The following is a 13,388-nucleotide window of genomic DNA, read 5'->3' on the forward strand; positions in this document are numbered from 1 at the left end:
GCACCGCCGCGAACAGTGCCGCCGTCGCCGGCAGCCCGGCCGGCACGGTGTAGAAGTCCTTCCACTGGTCGGCCAGCATGCCGCCGACTGCACCCGCCACTGCCTGCACAAGACCCATGACTTCATCTCCGCGTTTAGTGGCCAGTACGCTACCGGCCCTGCCCGCCAAACTATACATGCCGAACGGCACGGCGCAGGCGTCTGGCGGCGGTGGCGACAGGGCAGGGAAGTGCCTTGGCCAAGGAGCGCCGGGGTGGGCCCGCCGTCGCGGCCGGAGGCGCGGAAGAAATGCGTTTACCTAACATCCAACTTGGTGCGCCGGGTGCTTCCATCCGGCCAGGTCCCGGGACATCGCAGCATGCAGAACGGCAAGAAAGGTCTCTTGGCGCTGTTGCTCGGCGTGGCGGTATGGGTGTGTGGGTGCAGCACGCACATCGGCCCACCGGAAATCCAGGGCCCCCCGGCGATGGTGGACGACGACGGCACGCCGCGCTTTTGGCTGTTGACCAAACGCGAGGAGAGCCGGCAGGTGGCCACCAGCACGTCGCGCCGCAGTACCAGCACGCGCCTGGACACCTTCTTCCATTTCGACCTGCAGGTGATGGACCCGGCGACGGCACGCCCGCTTTGGAACAAGCGCCTGCTGACGCTCGGCGATCCCGACGCCCACGGCTACGGGCCGTCCCGGGTCATCGGTTCGGCGGCGAGTGCGCGGCTGATCGGGCAAGAGGGCGAGCGGGTGTGGCTGTTCGTGGATGAGTACCTGGTGGCCCTGCGCGCCTCCGACGGCGAGACACTGGCCACGTTCGAAACCATCGAGCAGGCCAATCCCGCGCTCAAGGGCCTGCTGCCGCGAGAGACCAAGCACTACGGCTTCGACCAAGGCCTGGTGTTCATGAGTGCCGACGCCCGCGCTTTCGTCCTGCGCGGGCCCGGGTTCCAGGCGCAGCCTTACGCCCCCGCCCCAAAAGTGGTCCCGCCGCCGGAACTCAAGGCCAATGGCAGCCCGAGGATCGCGCCGATGCTGCCGCCGATGGGCGAGATCCCGCTGCGGCTGGTGCAAACCCCCGCGGGCTGGCTGGGCCTGTATACCGAAGCCGAGGTCGCCGACGCCCTCGAGGACACCTGGGGCGACCATCTTCGTTACCCGTATTCGATCACCAACGACGGCAGCCTTGCGCGGCGCAGCTTCTGGCGCATGGAGGTCGCGGAGACGACCGACGCCTACGGCGAAAGCTTCCGGCACCTGGCGGGCGCGACGCCGGTCGCGGATTCCCCCGTGTTGCTTCGCGGGCGCTTCCTGAAGGTGATCGGCACGGAGGAACCGCGCGTGCTGGAGAACCCCGCGGGCTTGGCCGTCTGGCACGTCACCCGCATCGACGGCGACGGCAGGCTGGCGCTGACCCGCTTCAACGAGGACCTTGCGGCCATATGGACCGCCGAGCTGCCGCTGGCCGATACCAGCACGATCAACCCGGTGATGGTGTGGCCGCTGGAGGGCCGCCTGGTCCTGTTTGGCCGCGAAGAATCGACGGTGGATGGCGTCAGTCTCCGCGAGCCCCGGCTGGTCAGCCTTTCCCTGGTCGACGGTGCGTGGCAGGCCTGGGATGTCTCTGGCGAAACCACGCTGGCGAAGTGAAGCCGACGGCTGATCATGCCGCGGAGTCGGGCCAGGTGTTGTAATCGCGGACCTTGGCCGCCTCGAAGTGGTTCCGGCTCCGGCTATGATCCGCGTATCGCATCCGGGCGCCACGCGGCCGGCGGCCCCGCGCAGGAAACACGATAGCCATGGATCCGTACAAGTTCGCGATCCTGCTGGTGGGCCTGGCGCTGCTGGGCGCGGCGTGGGTGCCGCACCTGGTCAAGCGCAATCCGCTGACCTTGCCGATCCTGTATGTCGCGCTGGGCGCGCTTGTCTACACCTTGCCGCTTCCGCTGCCGCCGGCCGATCCGGTGCGCTATCCGGCCCTCACCGAGCGCCTGGCCGAACTGGCGGTGCTGGCGGCCCTGGTGGGCGTGGGCCTGCGCATCGACACGCGATTCGGCTGGCGTCGCTGGTCGCTGACGTGGCGGCTGCTCGGCATCACCATGCCGCTGACCATCCTGGCCGGCCTGTGGCTGGGCCAGGCCTGGCTCGGCTACAGCCTGGCCACCGCCATGCTGCTGGGCGCGGTGCTGGCGCCCACCGACCCGGTGCTGGCGGGCGACGTGCAGGTGCACGGCCCGGGCGAGGGCGGCGAGGACCCGGTGCGGTTCGCGCTGACGTCCGAGGCCGGGCTCAACGATGGCCTGGCCTTCCCGTTCGTCTGGCTGGCGGTCGCGCTGGCGCTGGCCTCGGGCGAGTCGCCGATGGACTGGGGCCGCTGGCTGGCGCTGGACGTGCTGTGGCGGGTGCTCGGCGGCGTGGGCATCGGGCTGCTGCTGGGCTACGCGCTGATGCACCTGATCTTCCGCAGCCGCGGCCAGATGTCGCTGTCACGCACCGGGGAAGGGCTGACGGCGCTGGCGATCACCCTGATCGTCTACGGCATCGCCGAGCTGTGCCATGCCTACGGCTTCCTGGCCGTGTTCGTCGCCGCGCTGGTGATCCGGCAGCTCGAGCGCGACCACGACTACCACGGCGTGCTCGACAGCTTCGCCCAGCAGCTCGAGAAGCTGCTGATGTCGGTGATGCTGCTGTTGCTGGGCGGCTCGCTGGCCAGCGGCGTGCTGGCGGCGCTGACCTGGGAAGGCGCGGTGTTCGCGGCGGTGTTCGTGCTGGGGGTCCGCCCGCTGGCCGGTTGGATCGGCCTCTGGGGCGCGCCGGTCTCGCGGGGCGACCGTTGGGCGATCGCGGTGTTCGGCGTGCGCGGCATCGGCTCGCTGTACTACCTCGCCTTCGCGATGAACCACGCCTACTTCCGCGACGCCCGCGAACTCTGGGCGGTGGTGGTGATGGTGGTGGTGCTGTCGATCCTGCTGCACGGGCTGACGGCGAGCGGGGTGATGGCGTGGCTGGACCGGCGGCGGCGCGGGGAGGCGCCGAAGTAGCGCCGGCGCCAACGGCAGCCAGAGCAAGCGGCAGACGCGTAACGCGGGCGCTCTCGACAGCGTTGCGGCTTGCGCATGAGAATGCGCGCATCATGCGAACCTTCGTCCTCCGCGCCCGCGCCGCCCCCACCGACCCGCAGAAGCTGCTGGCAGGCGTGGGCCAGGAAGCCCACACCGAGATCCTGGCGCACACGCTGATGAACGCCATCTTCGTGGCCCAGTCGCACCGGGCGGACGTGGTCGTTTACCTCGTGCTGGAGAGCACGCAGGACTATTCGCGCACCGTCCGCTTCGAGGCCGCGGCCATGCACGCCATCGGCGGCTTCGACGAGCGGGCGCTGCTGGGCAAGGTGGCCGCCGCGCTCGACGCCTCGCGCGGCATGGGCAAGGAGGAGTCGCGGCCGGTGGAGTCGGGCGTCACGGTGCGCACCATCAGCTTCGAGAAACTGGTGCAGGAACTGGCCACCGACCATCAGCTCTTCGTGATGGATCCCAAGGGCACGGCCATTCGCGAGCAAGCCTTTGGCGAGAGCCCGTGCTTCCTGCTCACCGACCACATCCCGATGCCCAAGAACACCTTCCACACCCTCGACCGCCTCGGCACGAAGCGGATCTCGCTGGGCCGGAAGATGCTGTTCGCGTCGCAGTGCGTCGTGCTGATCCACCACGCGCTCGACGAGCGCTAGCGACCCGTGGCTAAGCTAGACTTTGCCGAACCCCCGCCGGAGATGTTCGCTTGAGCCGAGAAGACTTCATCGCCGTTGCCACCCGATTGTTCGTGGTTTACCTGGCTTACCGTATCTTCGGTTCCGCGCCGGCCATGCTGCAGATGCTGCAGATGGATGGCGAACTGGGTTGGAACTACTGGACGGTGTCGTTCATCGTCTTGCTCGTCTTGGGTGCGGGGGTCTGCTTGCTCCTTTGGTACTTCCCGCTCACGATCGCCCGCAAGCTGCTGCCGGTGATGCACGAGCCGCGCTCCGAGAAGGCGGTGGACGCGCCGGTCGCGCTGTCGATTGGCCTGACCCTGATCGGCATCTGGGTGCTGGCCTACGGCCTGGTCGACCTGACCTTCTGGATGACGTTGTGGCTTCGGACGCGGCAGCAGGGCTACATCGACTACCAGTGGAGCCCTGAGCAGATCGCCAACGTGGTCTCCACTGGCGTCGAGATCGCGATTGGCCTGTGGCTGATCCTCGGCAATGGTGGCCTCCGCCGCCTGATATATCGGTTCCGCTACGGCCAGGCCTAGGGCCGCGTCGCCAGGAAATTCACGCGCAGTTCCGAGGACGAGCCGAGCGGTGCCCGGTGCGAGCCATCGGGTTGCGCCCGCAAGTCGTAGAGACCCGTCGGTGCCACCAGTGCGGCGCGGGACAGGCCGGTGCCGGCGTCCAGGCTGATCACACGCAGATGGGAGGCGTCCTTCTGCGGGAAGGCGTCGAAGTAGGCCTTGGCGTCGCCTGCCAGGGACAGCTTGCCGATGCAAATTCCGTCTTCCACGGCGAAGGTAACGGTGCCGGCGATAGGCTGGCCGCGGAAGCGTCCCTCGTAGCGGGTGGCGTGCACCGGGCACCCGGCGGGCACCAGGTCCGCGGGCACTGCCATGTGCGGAGCGGCCAGCATGCTCGCCGACTGTTCAATCGACGAGACCCACAGGGTGTTCGACAGCAGGCTCACGGCGGTCTGTTCGGCCGCCGGCAGGTCGGGCCAGGTGACCAGCGCGCTGCGGGCGCCCAGCGTGACGCCTGCGTGCTGGGCGCGGCGGCGACCGTCCTGGTCGGTCAGCGTGCGCCAGCCCAGGCCGATGGCGTAATCGTCGTCTCTAACTTCGCGACCGTCGTTGAGTCGCGCGGGCTCGAGCATCGCCTGGAAGCGCGCGACGGGCACGATGTCGCCGGCCATCATGCGCCCGCCGAACTCGGCGACTGCAGAAGGCGTGCCCGAGTAACCGCCACCGGCCCAGGTGTAGCTTGAGTCATGCGCAGGCGCCGGCGTGGGGCGTCCGCCTTCGAACTGGTAGGTGCGCGTGGCGCGCGGGTCGCTTCGGTTGTCGCCGTCCACGCCGATGGCGAGGTCGCGGGTCACGTGCCGCGTGACGTACTCGGGAAAGCGCTGCCCGGACCGGGCCTCGATCACGGCGCTCATCAGCGTGTATCCCCACGAGGAATAGTGGTAGCGCTCGCCGGGCGCCGACAGCAGTTGGCGCCCGCGCACCAGGCCCGCGGCCTCGCGGGCCGTGGCGTAGGCGACGCTGCCGCGATCGGCGTCGCGGTCCTGGTAATGCGGCACGCCGGCGGTGTGCGCGGCGAGTTGGCGCACGCTCAGCGCAGGCCATTCCGGGTCGACGCCCTCCCAGAGCGCGGCCACGGGCGCGTCGAGGTCCAGCTTGCCGTCTTCGGCCAGCCGCGCCGCCGCCGCCACGGCCACCAGCTTGGAAACGCTGGCCAGCCGGAACCGCGTGTCCGCGTCCACCGGCGTGCCGGCGGCAAGATCGCGCCAGCCCGCCGAGCCGCGCCAGGTGATGCGACCGCCTTGCCAGATCGCGGCGCCCATGCCCGGCACGCCGGTGATGTCGACCAGCTCGTCGAGCAGGCGCTGCGACCGTTGCCCGGGATCCGGCGCTGCAGGGACGCTCGGTGCGGACGACAGGGCGAGAATCGCCAGGGTCAGTGCGTGGAGCGGGCCAAGGCTTGTCATGCGGACTCGTTCGGTGGGCTTGCACTACAGAACGCCGCCGCTCGGATCGCGTTGACAGATGACTATCGGTTCCGGCCACGACCGAATGGCCCGCTGCCGGATAACGAAAGGCAATCACTCAGTGCAAGGCTTCGCCTGAAGCACCGTGGTCAACCGGTCCGTCTGGGTGGCGAAAACGTCTGCTCGCCCATCCGCCTGGTCTCATTGACTTGCCCAGTACAGCGTGTCGCCATCGGCGCTGAAGGCGGGCGTGAAGTCCATGCCGGGCGCGTTGAACGGTGACGGCAGCCGGATCGCTTCCGACCAGCCCTCGTCGCGGCGCACCACGGCGAACAGATCCGGCTCGCGCAGGTCGCCGCGCACGCTCCAGAAAAGCGCGATGCGACCATCCGGCGAGAAGGTCAGGTCGCCCTGCACCCGGCCTTCGTTGAAGGGCGCGGGCATTGCCTGGGCCGGGCCGATGCCGTCGGCCAGCACCGGGGCGCGGTAGATCGCGAGGGGCTCGGGCCCGCCGGGGCGCGTGCTATTGAAGTACAGCGTGCCGCCGTGGACTTCGGGGCCCAACTCCTCGCCCGGGCTCGAGGCGGCGGCGAGATGTTCGGGCTCGCCGATGCGGCCTTCGACGATCCGCGCGCGCCACAGGTCCATGTCCTTGCGGTCGTCCGCGCGGGAAGGCGCGGGGCGATCGGAAACGAAGTACAGCCAGGCGCCGTCCGGCGTCAGCCACGGATCGGAGTCGCGGCCGCCGGGGCGCGGTGCGAACACGGGTTCGGGCGCCGACCATTCGCCGTTCTCGAGCGTCGCCATCAGCACCTGCGCGCTTTCGAAATCGCCGGTCGGCGAGCGGCCGAAGACCAGTCGGCGGCCGTCGGCGGCCAGCGAGAGGTTGTAGTCGTTGGCGTCCGTGGACAGCCAGCTTGTGCCGGTGCGCGTCGGCGCAGCCGGGCCCGGGTCGCCGGGCTGATGGGGTGCGACCTCGGCCGCAGCAACGGACAGGGTGAGCAGCAGACCGGCGGTGAAGGACATCGGGGTTACCTTGAAAGGGCAAAGGCGCGCAGTGTCACCCGGCGCGCAGGACGTCGCCCGGGGCGTCCGGCCTACGGACTTTCGTCACGGGCCGGCGCCAATCCGGCGGCGGGCACGGCCGTCCCGTCCACCTTCTGCTGCAACTGCATTAGCAGCGGATCGCCCGGCGCGATAGCCAGTGCGCGTGCGGTCAGCCGCCGTGCGGCCGGCAGCTCGCCCCGTTCGTAGCGCGCCTGCGCCAGCGCCGAAAGCAGGTCGGCGTCGGACGCGCCCGTCGTCTCCAGCCAGTCCTCGAATTCGGCGATGCGCCCGCGGTCGGGTCCGTTCGCCAAGGCCATGGGTACCGCGTAGTAAGCGTTGAACAGGCCGCAGTCGGCTTGTTCGGGCGGGGCAGGGCAGCGCGCGTCGTAAGCGGCGATGGCGGCGTCCAGGCCGTCCTTCGCCGCCGCGGCGCCCATGGCGTCGGCCACGGCGGGCGCAGCGACGATGCGGGCAATCCGGTCCAGGCCAACGTCCCGCGCCGACGCGCCGATCCACTTGCCGCCGATGGCGACGCCTTCGATGCGCGTGGTGTTCGCAATGTCGGCGAGCGGGTCGCCCTGCACCAGCACCAGGTCGGCCAGCGCGCCGGTGCGCACCACGCCCAGATCGTCCCGCCCCATAAAACGCGCGGCGCCGCTCGTTGCCGCTTTGAGTGCCGCCAGCGGCGGAAGCCCGGCCTCGACCATCAGCGCGAGCTCTTCATGCAGGCTGCTGCCGGGGAAGACGTAGGGCATGATCGTGTCACTGCCGGCCAGCAGCGGCACGCCGGCCGCATGAAGATCGCGGGTCCGCGCAAGGCAGTAGGCATCGCGCCGTTCGTTCACGGCGAAGTCGGCGGCCACGGCTTCGGGATCGTCCTTCGGCCACCACGAGGCCCAGAAGCCCTGCATCCAGGCAGGCACCAGGCGCATGCGCGGGTCGGGCGGTGCGTCGGCGTCGAGCCGGCCCTTGCGCGCCCGCCACAGGATGCACGTGGGCGTTTGCCAGGTGTCGTTGCGTTTGAGTATCTCCGCGAGCGCAGCGAACTGGGCCGGGTCGAAGTCGTCGTAGGCGGCGTGGTGGATGGCCGCGGTCTCCTGGCGCTTGGCGCCGGGAATGCCCTCGTTGTAGGACAGGTCCTGGTGGTAGGCCAGCCAGCGCGCGTGCAGCGCAGCCGGATCCCGCGCGGTCCACACCATCATCGAATGGAGGTGCTCGAAGCTGCGCTGCGTGCCGCCCTCGGAAACTTCGCGCCAGTCCATGTCGATCGGCACGTGGCCTTCGATGCGCACGCCGGCCCGGCGCGCCTCGTCGCGAAGCGCGAGATAGGCGGCTTTCGGCACCTGGTCGTAGACCTTGAGGAAATCTGCGCGCGAGGCCGCCACCAGCCGCACCGTTTCGCGGGCGCTGGCCTCGTCCACCACCTTCATGGCGGGTGGACTGGCGGGCGCGGGTCCGTCCACCAGCGGGCTGGCCAGGAACACGCGCGGCGCGGCCAGCGTGCCTTCGATGCCCTTGGCACGGGTGGCGTACTGCCCGGAATAGCCGCGCATCTGCCGCAGGCCGGTCACGCCGTGCAGGGTGAACACCGGCAGCGTGGCCTCGTCGTACCAATGCGCATGCATGTCCCAGAGGCCAGGCATCAGCCAGCGGCCGCGGCCATCCACGCGCGCGGCGCCCGGGGGACGGGCGCGCTGGCCGGCAGGATGGATGGCGACGATGCGATCACCTGCCACGAACACGTCCTGCGGCGACCGGCGCCGCCCGTCGACGGTGTCGACCACGTTCACGGATTCGAACACCAGCGTGGTGCCCGCGGGGCCCTCGAGGCTGGCGCAACCGGTGGCCATCGCCGCAGCGAGCATGAAGCCGGCGGGCAGGCGGGCGGGATTCGTCATCGTCCTGATCTCCGATTCAATCGTGCAGGCCGGGCCGTCTTGTGATTGCCGGCGTTTGGCTTGCTGCGTCAGCGCCTCACCAGCTCCACGCGACGGTTCCTGGCCCGGCCTTCTTCGGTGGCGTTGTCGGCAACGGGCTTGCCGAGGCCTTCGCCGCGGGCGGACAGCCGCGCCTCGTCGATGCCGTGGTCCTCCACCAGCGAGGTCACCACCGCATCCGCCCGCCGCTGCGACAGCTTCAGGTTGGCGGCGGCGTCGCCCACGTTGTCGGTGTGGCCGACCACGTCGAGCTTCAGCGCGGGCTGGGCCTGCAGCAGCTTGGCGATCTGGGCGATGGTTTCCACCGACTCGGGCTTGAGCGAGGACTTGTTGGTGTCGAACTGGATGCCGTACAGCGCGATGCGGCCGTCGGCGTCCAGGGCCTTGGCCATGTCGTCCGAGCTCACCGTGACCATCTTGCGCTCGCGGGCCTTGGGCGACACCGCCACCACCAGCACCGCGGTGCGGTCGTGCAGGGCGTTGCAGTAGGTGCGGTCGCCGACCTGGAAGGCAACGATGCCCAGGGTGCGCTCGCCGCCGCTGCCGTCGGGCAGGGTGGCCAGGGCGTAGTGCTGCTCGCGCGGGGTGGAGCCGCTGGCGCACCAGCCGTTGCTGAAATCGGCGTCCTTCAGGCGGGCCTGCGGGTAGAGCTGCTCGATCAGGCCCTGGTTGCCGCCGCCGTGGTCGTTGCCGTTGAGGTCGCCGCCGCAGTCGGTGTCGCTGCAGCGATACAGCGCCTGGCCGCCGCCTTCCTCCACCAGGTCCAGGTAGTTGCGCAGCACCTCCAGCGGCGAGCGGTCGGCGGGGGCGATGTAGAGCAGGCGCACGTATTCGCCCTCGACCTCGCGCTGGGTCTCGGCGCGGAAGACGTTGTTGTTGTGGGCGTCGGTCTGGTCGGGCACGCGCTTGAGCACCGAGGCCGGGAACTTCACGGCGTCGAAGCCGCGCTGCTCGAAGCTGACGATGAAGCTGCCCTCGTAGCGCTTGAGCCAGGCCGGGTCCCGGGCCCCGTCGATGTCGACGGTGGGCTCGGTGGCGTCGCCCCAGGCGTGGGTGGCGGCGAACAGCAGGCAAAGCAGGGCGGTCAGACGGCGCATCGGGCGGTCCTCGGGTGGGTGGCTATTCACGCCATAACGTAGCGGGCCCCGGCCAAGGGACAGCGAAAACTCGCCTTGGCCGGTCACGCGCCGCCCGTATACTGGCCGTCCTTGCCCCCGCCGCGGAACCCACCATGATCGCCGGAATGTCCATCGTCCTCATCGCCCTGCTGGGTGCCGTCGGCCTCGTCGCCGTGGCCCTGTTCTTCTGGGTCATCGCCCTGCGCCGGGTGGTCCCGGTGAACGAGGTCCACATCATCCAGACCCGCAACAACACGGTCTCGTACGGCAAGGGCTTCGACAGCAATACCTACTACGAGTGGCCCTCGCGCCTGCCGCTGGTCGGCCTGACCCGCGTGACGCTGCCGGTCTCGAACTTCTCGATCGACCTGCCGGACTACGCGGCCTACGACAAGGAGCGCGTGCCCTTCCTGGTGCACGTGATGGCCTTCTTCCGCATCAGCGACTCCAACACCGCCGCCCAGCGCGTGGCCTCGTTCGACGAGCTCAAGCAGCAGCTCACGGCCATCGTGCAGGGCTCGGTGCGCACCGTGCTGGCCGCGCACGAGATCGACCAGATCATGCTCGACCGCAGCCGCTTCGGCGAAGCCTTCACCAAGGAAGTGCAGCCGCAGCTGGGCGGCTGGGGCGTGGAGGCCATCAAGAACATCGAGCTGATGGACATCCGCGACAGCAAGGACAGCGACGTCATCCACAACATCATGGCCAAGCGCACCTCGGGCATCGAGCGCGAGTCGCGCCTGGTGGTGGCCGACAACAGCCGCCAGGCCGAGATGGCCGAGATCGCCGCCAAGCGCGAGATCGAAATGTCGCGCCAGCTGGCCGCCGAGCAGGTGGGCCTGCGCACGGCCGAGAAGGACAAGAACGTGGGCGTGGCCAACGAGCAGGCTTCGCAGCAGGTGAAGGTGCAGCAGCGCGAGACCGCGGCCAAGGAAATGGACGTGGTGCAGGTCAAGAACGTGCGCGGCGCCGAGATCGCCCGCGAGGTGGCGGTGATCACCGCCGCCCAGGCCAAGGAAGTGGCCATCGTCGAGGCCGACGCCGCCAAGCAGGTGGCCGTGGTCTCGGCCGAGGGCAACAAGCAGGTGTCCATCGTCGTGGCCGAGGGCCAGAAGCAGCAGACCGTGCTGACCGCCGAAGGCCAGCTGGAGGCCGCCCGCCGCAACGCCGAGGGCATCGCGCTGGAAGGTAACGCGAAGGGCCAGGCCGAGACCGCCATCCTGATGGCGCCGGTGGACGCGCAGATCAAGCTGGCCGAGAAGATCGGCAGCGACCAGGGCTACCAGAACTACCTGCTGGGCATCCGCAACATCGAGGCCGCGCAGGCCGTGGGCATGGCCCAGGCCGAGGCGCTCAAGACCGCCGACGTGAAGGTGATTTCCAACGCCGGAACCCCGGGCAAGGGCCTGTCGGGCGTGATGGACCTGTTCTCGGCCGACGGCGGCACCGCCATCGCCAGCATGCTCGAGGGCCTGGCGCAGTCGCCCGAGGGCAAGAAGATGCTGGAGAAGTTCGTCAACAAGTCCGGCGACAAGCCCGACTCGAAGGGTTGAGCCCCGGGTTCACCTTCCAAGGAGCGTTGCCATGAGCTGGCTCATCCTGATCCTGGCCGGGCTGTTCGAAGTCGCCTGGGCGGTTGGCCTGAAGTACACCGAGGGCTTCACCAAACCCTGGCCCACGCTGGGCACCGTGGCGGCGATGCTGGTCAGTATCTGGCTGCTGGGCGTCGCGATGAAGGACCTGCCGCTGGGCACGGCCTACGCGGTGTGGGTGGGGGTGGGCGCGGTAGGCACGGCCATCCTGGGCATCGTGCTGTTCAACGAGCCGGCCAATGCCGGCCGGCTGGTCAGCCTGGCGCTGATCCTGGCCGGCATCATCGGCCTGAAGCTGGCCACGCCGGGCTGAGGAGTTCCGATGGTTCGTTCCACCGCCGTGCGCCCGCTGGCGCACCAGGCGGCCGCTGCGTGGATGCAGGGCCTGGCCCAGGGGAATCGCGTGACGTCATTCGAGAGCGCCGCCACCTTCATGCTGCCGTTCCGCGGCCATCGCTTGCACGGGCGGCGGGGCGGGCAGGGCGGCGCGCTGTTCCTGATCCATGGTTTCCCGACCTCGGGCCGCGACTGGCGCGGAGTGTGGCCGGCGCTGGCGCAGTCGCATGAACTGTTCGCGCTGGACATGCTGGGCTTCGGCGCGTCGGCCAAGCCGCGCGACTTCGACTATTCCATTTCAGCTTCGGCCGACCAGTGGGTGGCGCTGGCCGAGGCCACCGGCGTGCGCGAAGTCGCGATCCTGGCCCACGACTACGGCAACACCGTCGCGCAGGAGCTGCTGGCGCGGCAGCGCGAGGGCGGGCTGCGTTTTCGCATTACGTCGGTGTTGTTCCTCAACGGCGGCCTGTTCCCCGAGGCCACGCGCCCGCTGCGGATCCAGCGCCTGGTGGCCGGGCCGCTGGGTCCGCTGCTGGTGCGCTTGGTTCGCGAAGGGCGCTTCAAGGCCAGCCTGCAGCGCATCTGCGCCCGGCCCTGGCCCGAGGGTGAACTCGACGAGGCCTGGCAGGCGCTCACCCGCGCCGGCGGAAAAGCGGTGATGCCCAAGCTGCTGCGCTACATCGCCGAGCGCCGCGAACACCGTGCGCGCTGGGTCGGCGCGCTGCAGCAGGGCGGCGTGCCGGTCGCGCTCATCAATGGCATCGAGGACCCCATCTCGGGGGCAGGCATCGTGGCCCGTTGGCGCGAGCTGCTGCCGGGGTCGCGCGTGGTGGAATTGCCGGGCGTCGGCCACTACCCGCAGGTCGAGGCCCCCGAGCGCGTCATCGAAGCGCTGGCGTCCCTTCGCAGCCTCTCGCCCGGGCAGTTTTGACGAATCGCGGCGTCGCGGTCATTCAATGACCACGACCGGCGAGAACCCGCCGTAGATCATCCGCGCACCGTCGAAGGGCATCGGGTTGGCCGCCGGATCCATGCGCGGGTCGGCCATCATCTTTTCCATGGCCGCGTCGCAGGTGGCGCGATCGGGCCACTCGATCCACGAGAACACCACGGTCTCGTCGTCCTGGCACTTCACCGCACCGAAGAAGTCGGTCTGCTTGCCGCGCGGCACGTCCTCGCCCCAGCACTCCAGGATGCGCAGCGCACCGAACTCGATGAACAGCGGGTCGAACTGGCGGGCGTGGTCGATGAACTTCTGTTTGTTGGCGTTCGGCACGGCGATCACGAATCCTTGGACGTAGTTCATGGCGCGACTCCGGGGGGGGCAAGGGAAAGTGAGCCTAGCGCCGCATGCCCCACGCCGCCACTGACGGCCCGTCACGCGCCTCCGACGGGTGGCCGGATGGAATGAGGGCTCTCACCACCGGAGCCTCGCGATGACCCGGGTAACAGCCGTGCTTTGCCTGTTCATCCTCGCGTTGCCCGGAACGACCTCGGCCGCCCCGGAGCCCTCGATGAAAACCCTGATGCGCTTCGATGGCGCCCCCGAGGAGCCGCGCTGGGTGGCGGTGAACGACGGCGTCATGGGCGGGCGCTCCAGCGGCGGGCCGGAAGTGGCGGCGGGCCAGCTG

13 protein-coding genes and 1 pseudogene are annotated in these 13,388 nt (G+C 69.7%); 8 read left to right on the forward strand and 6 right to left on the reverse strand.

The annotated features are described in order from the left end of the window. Nucleotides 1-118, reverse strand: a pseudogene (locus tag Q0C12_RS12810) (SPFH domain-containing protein); the annotation flags it as partial. Between the two features lie 240 nt (nucleotides 119-358). Here Q0C12_RS12810 and Q0C12_RS12815 point away from each other — a divergent pair. The 4 genes from Q0C12_RS12815 to Q0C12_RS12830 all read left to right on the forward strand — a co-directional run bounded on the left by Q0C12_RS12815 (nucleotide 359) and on the right by Q0C12_RS12830 (nucleotide 4,282). Further along, nucleotides 359-1,639 (forward strand): PA2928 family protein, encoded by a 1,281-nt coding sequence (locus Q0C12_RS12815; RefSeq protein ID WP_290890789.1) that lies wholly within the window; start codon nucleotides 359-361, stop codon nucleotides 1,637-1,639. Nucleotides 1,640-1,788: 149 nt separating this feature from the next. Next, nucleotides 1,789-3,030, forward strand: coding sequence for a cation:proton antiporter (locus Q0C12_RS12820; RefSeq protein WP_290890791.1), 1,242 nt, complete (start codon nucleotides 1,789-1,791; stop codon nucleotides 3,028-3,030). Between the two features lie 92 nt (nucleotides 3,031-3,122). Beyond that, nucleotides 3,123-3,716 (forward strand): tRNA (pseudouridine(54)-N(1))-methyltransferase TrmY, encoded by a 594-nt coding sequence (gene trmY, locus Q0C12_RS12825; RefSeq protein ID WP_290890794.1) that lies wholly within the window; start codon nucleotides 3,123-3,125, stop codon nucleotides 3,714-3,716. Between the two features lie 50 nt (nucleotides 3,717-3,766). Continuing rightward, on the forward strand, nucleotides 3,767-4,282 hold the full coding sequence (locus Q0C12_RS12830) for a hypothetical protein (RefSeq protein WP_290890796.1): 516 nt from the start codon (nucleotides 3,767-3,769) through the stop codon (nucleotides 4,280-4,282). Here the strand turns inward: Q0C12_RS12830 and Q0C12_RS12835 are convergent. From Q0C12_RS12835 to Q0C12_RS12850, 4 genes are all read right to left on the reverse strand, one after another. Then, the gene (locus Q0C12_RS12835; protein WP_290890798.1) at nucleotides 4,279-5,727 is read right to left on the reverse strand and encodes a serine hydrolase domain-containing protein; all 1,449 of its coding nucleotides are present in this window, start codon (nucleotides 5,725-5,727) and stop codon (nucleotides 4,279-4,281) included. The two genes, Q0C12_RS12830 and Q0C12_RS12835, sit on opposite strands and share 4 nt — an antisense overlap. A 201-nt stretch (nucleotides 5,728-5,928) precedes the next feature. Then, entirely contained in the window at nucleotides 5,929-6,753 is an 825-nt protein-coding gene (locus Q0C12_RS12840) for a hypothetical protein (RefSeq protein ID WP_290890800.1), read from the reverse strand. A gap of 71 nt (nucleotides 6,754-6,824) precedes the next feature. Beyond that, complete coding sequence (locus Q0C12_RS12845) at nucleotides 6,825-8,672, reverse strand: amidohydrolase family protein (protein ID WP_290890802.1); 1,848 nt, start codon at nucleotides 8,670-8,672, stop codon at nucleotides 6,825-6,827. A gap of 68 nt (nucleotides 8,673-8,740) precedes the next feature. Then, nucleotides 8,741-9,808 carry an OmpA family protein gene (locus tag Q0C12_RS12850; protein WP_290890805.1) on the reverse strand — a complete coding sequence of 356 codons (1,068 nt, stop codon included), beginning with the start codon at nucleotides 9,806-9,808 and terminating at the stop codon, nucleotides 8,741-8,743. Nucleotides 9,809-9,954: 146 nt separating this feature from the next. On the opposite strand from Q0C12_RS12850, the gene Q0C12_RS12855 reads away from it, so the two are divergent. The 3 genes from Q0C12_RS12855 to Q0C12_RS12865 are packed head-to-tail and all read left to right on the forward strand — an operon-like array spanning nucleotide 9,955 to nucleotide 12,688. Next, entirely contained in the window at nucleotides 9,955-11,382 is a 1,428-nt protein-coding gene (locus Q0C12_RS12855; protein WP_290890807.1) for an SPFH domain-containing protein, read from the forward strand. 31 nt (nucleotides 11,383-11,413) lie between these two features. Further along, nucleotides 11,414-11,734 (forward strand): quaternary ammonium compound efflux SMR transporter SugE, encoded by a 321-nt coding sequence (gene sugE, locus Q0C12_RS12860; RefSeq protein WP_290890809.1) that lies wholly within the window; start codon nucleotides 11,414-11,416, stop codon nucleotides 11,732-11,734. 9 nt (nucleotides 11,735-11,743) lie between these two features. Beyond that, on the forward strand, nucleotides 11,744-12,688 hold the full coding sequence (locus Q0C12_RS12865; RefSeq protein WP_290890811.1) for an alpha/beta hydrolase: 945 nt from the start codon (nucleotides 11,744-11,746) through the stop codon (nucleotides 12,686-12,688). Nucleotides 12,689-12,706: 18 nt separating this feature from the next. Here the strand turns inward: Q0C12_RS12865 and Q0C12_RS12870 are convergent, their stop codons facing one another. Next, nucleotides 12,707-13,063, reverse strand: a complete 357-nt coding sequence (locus tag Q0C12_RS12870) for a DUF1428 domain-containing protein (protein ID WP_290890813.1) — start codon at nucleotides 13,061-13,063, stop codon at nucleotides 12,707-12,709. Nucleotides 13,064-13,193: 130 nt separating this feature from the next. Between Q0C12_RS12870 and Q0C12_RS12875 the strand changes: the two genes are divergently transcribed. Continuing rightward, nucleotides 13,194-13,388, forward strand: a 195-nt coding sequence (locus Q0C12_RS12875; protein ID WP_290890815.1) for a hypothetical protein, incomplete at its 3' end; no start/stop codon positions are given.

Origin of the sequence: Arenimonas sp. (assembly GCF_022842045.1) — a bacterium.
In the GTDB taxonomy this organism is placed as follows: domain Bacteria; phylum Pseudomonadota; class Gammaproteobacteria; order Xanthomonadales; family Xanthomonadaceae; genus Arenimonas.

What these genes read in the sequence shown, in the direction of transcription:
- Q0C12_RS12855 (WP_290890807.1), top strand. Translation starts at nt 9,955, where the DNA reads ATGTCCATCGTCCTCATCGCCCTGCTGGGTGCCGTCGGCCTCGTCGCC.
- trmY (WP_290890794.1), top strand. Translation starts at nt 3,123, where the DNA reads ATGCGAACCTTCGTCCTCCGCGCCCGCGCCGCCCCCACCGACCCGCAG.
- Q0C12_RS12865 (WP_290890811.1), top strand. Translation starts at nt 11,744, where the DNA reads ATGGTTCGTTCCACCGCCGTGCGCCCGCTGGCGCACCAGGCGGCCGCT.
- Q0C12_RS12815 (WP_290890789.1), top strand. Translation starts at nt 359, where the DNA reads ATGCAGAACGGCAAGAAAGGTCTCTTGGCGCTGTTGCTCGGCGTGGCG.
- Q0C12_RS12845 (WP_290890802.1), bottom strand. Translation starts at nt 8,672, where the DNA reads ATGACGAATCCCGCCCGCCTGCCCGCCGGCTTCATGCTCGCTGCGGCG.
- Q0C12_RS12870 (WP_290890813.1), bottom strand. Translation starts at nt 13,063, where the DNA reads ATGAACTACGTCCAAGGATTCGTGATCGCCGTGCCGAACGCCAACAAA.
- sugE (WP_290890809.1), top strand. Translation starts at nt 11,414, where the DNA reads ATGAGCTGGCTCATCCTGATCCTGGCCGGGCTGTTCGAAGTCGCCTGG.
- Q0C12_RS12820 (WP_290890791.1), top strand. Translation starts at nt 1,789, where the DNA reads ATGGATCCGTACAAGTTCGCGATCCTGCTGGTGGGCCTGGCGCTGCTG.
- Q0C12_RS12840 (WP_290890800.1), bottom strand. Translation starts at nt 6,753, where the DNA reads ATGTCCTTCACCGCCGGTCTGCTGCTCACCCTGTCCGTTGCTGCGGCC.
- Q0C12_RS12835 (WP_290890798.1), bottom strand. Translation starts at nt 5,727, where the DNA reads ATGACAAGCCTTGGCCCGCTCCACGCACTGACCCTGGCGATTCTCGCC.
- Q0C12_RS12850 (WP_290890805.1), bottom strand. Translation starts at nt 9,808, where the DNA reads ATGCGCCGTCTGACCGCCCTGCTTTGCCTGCTGTTCGCCGCCACCCAC.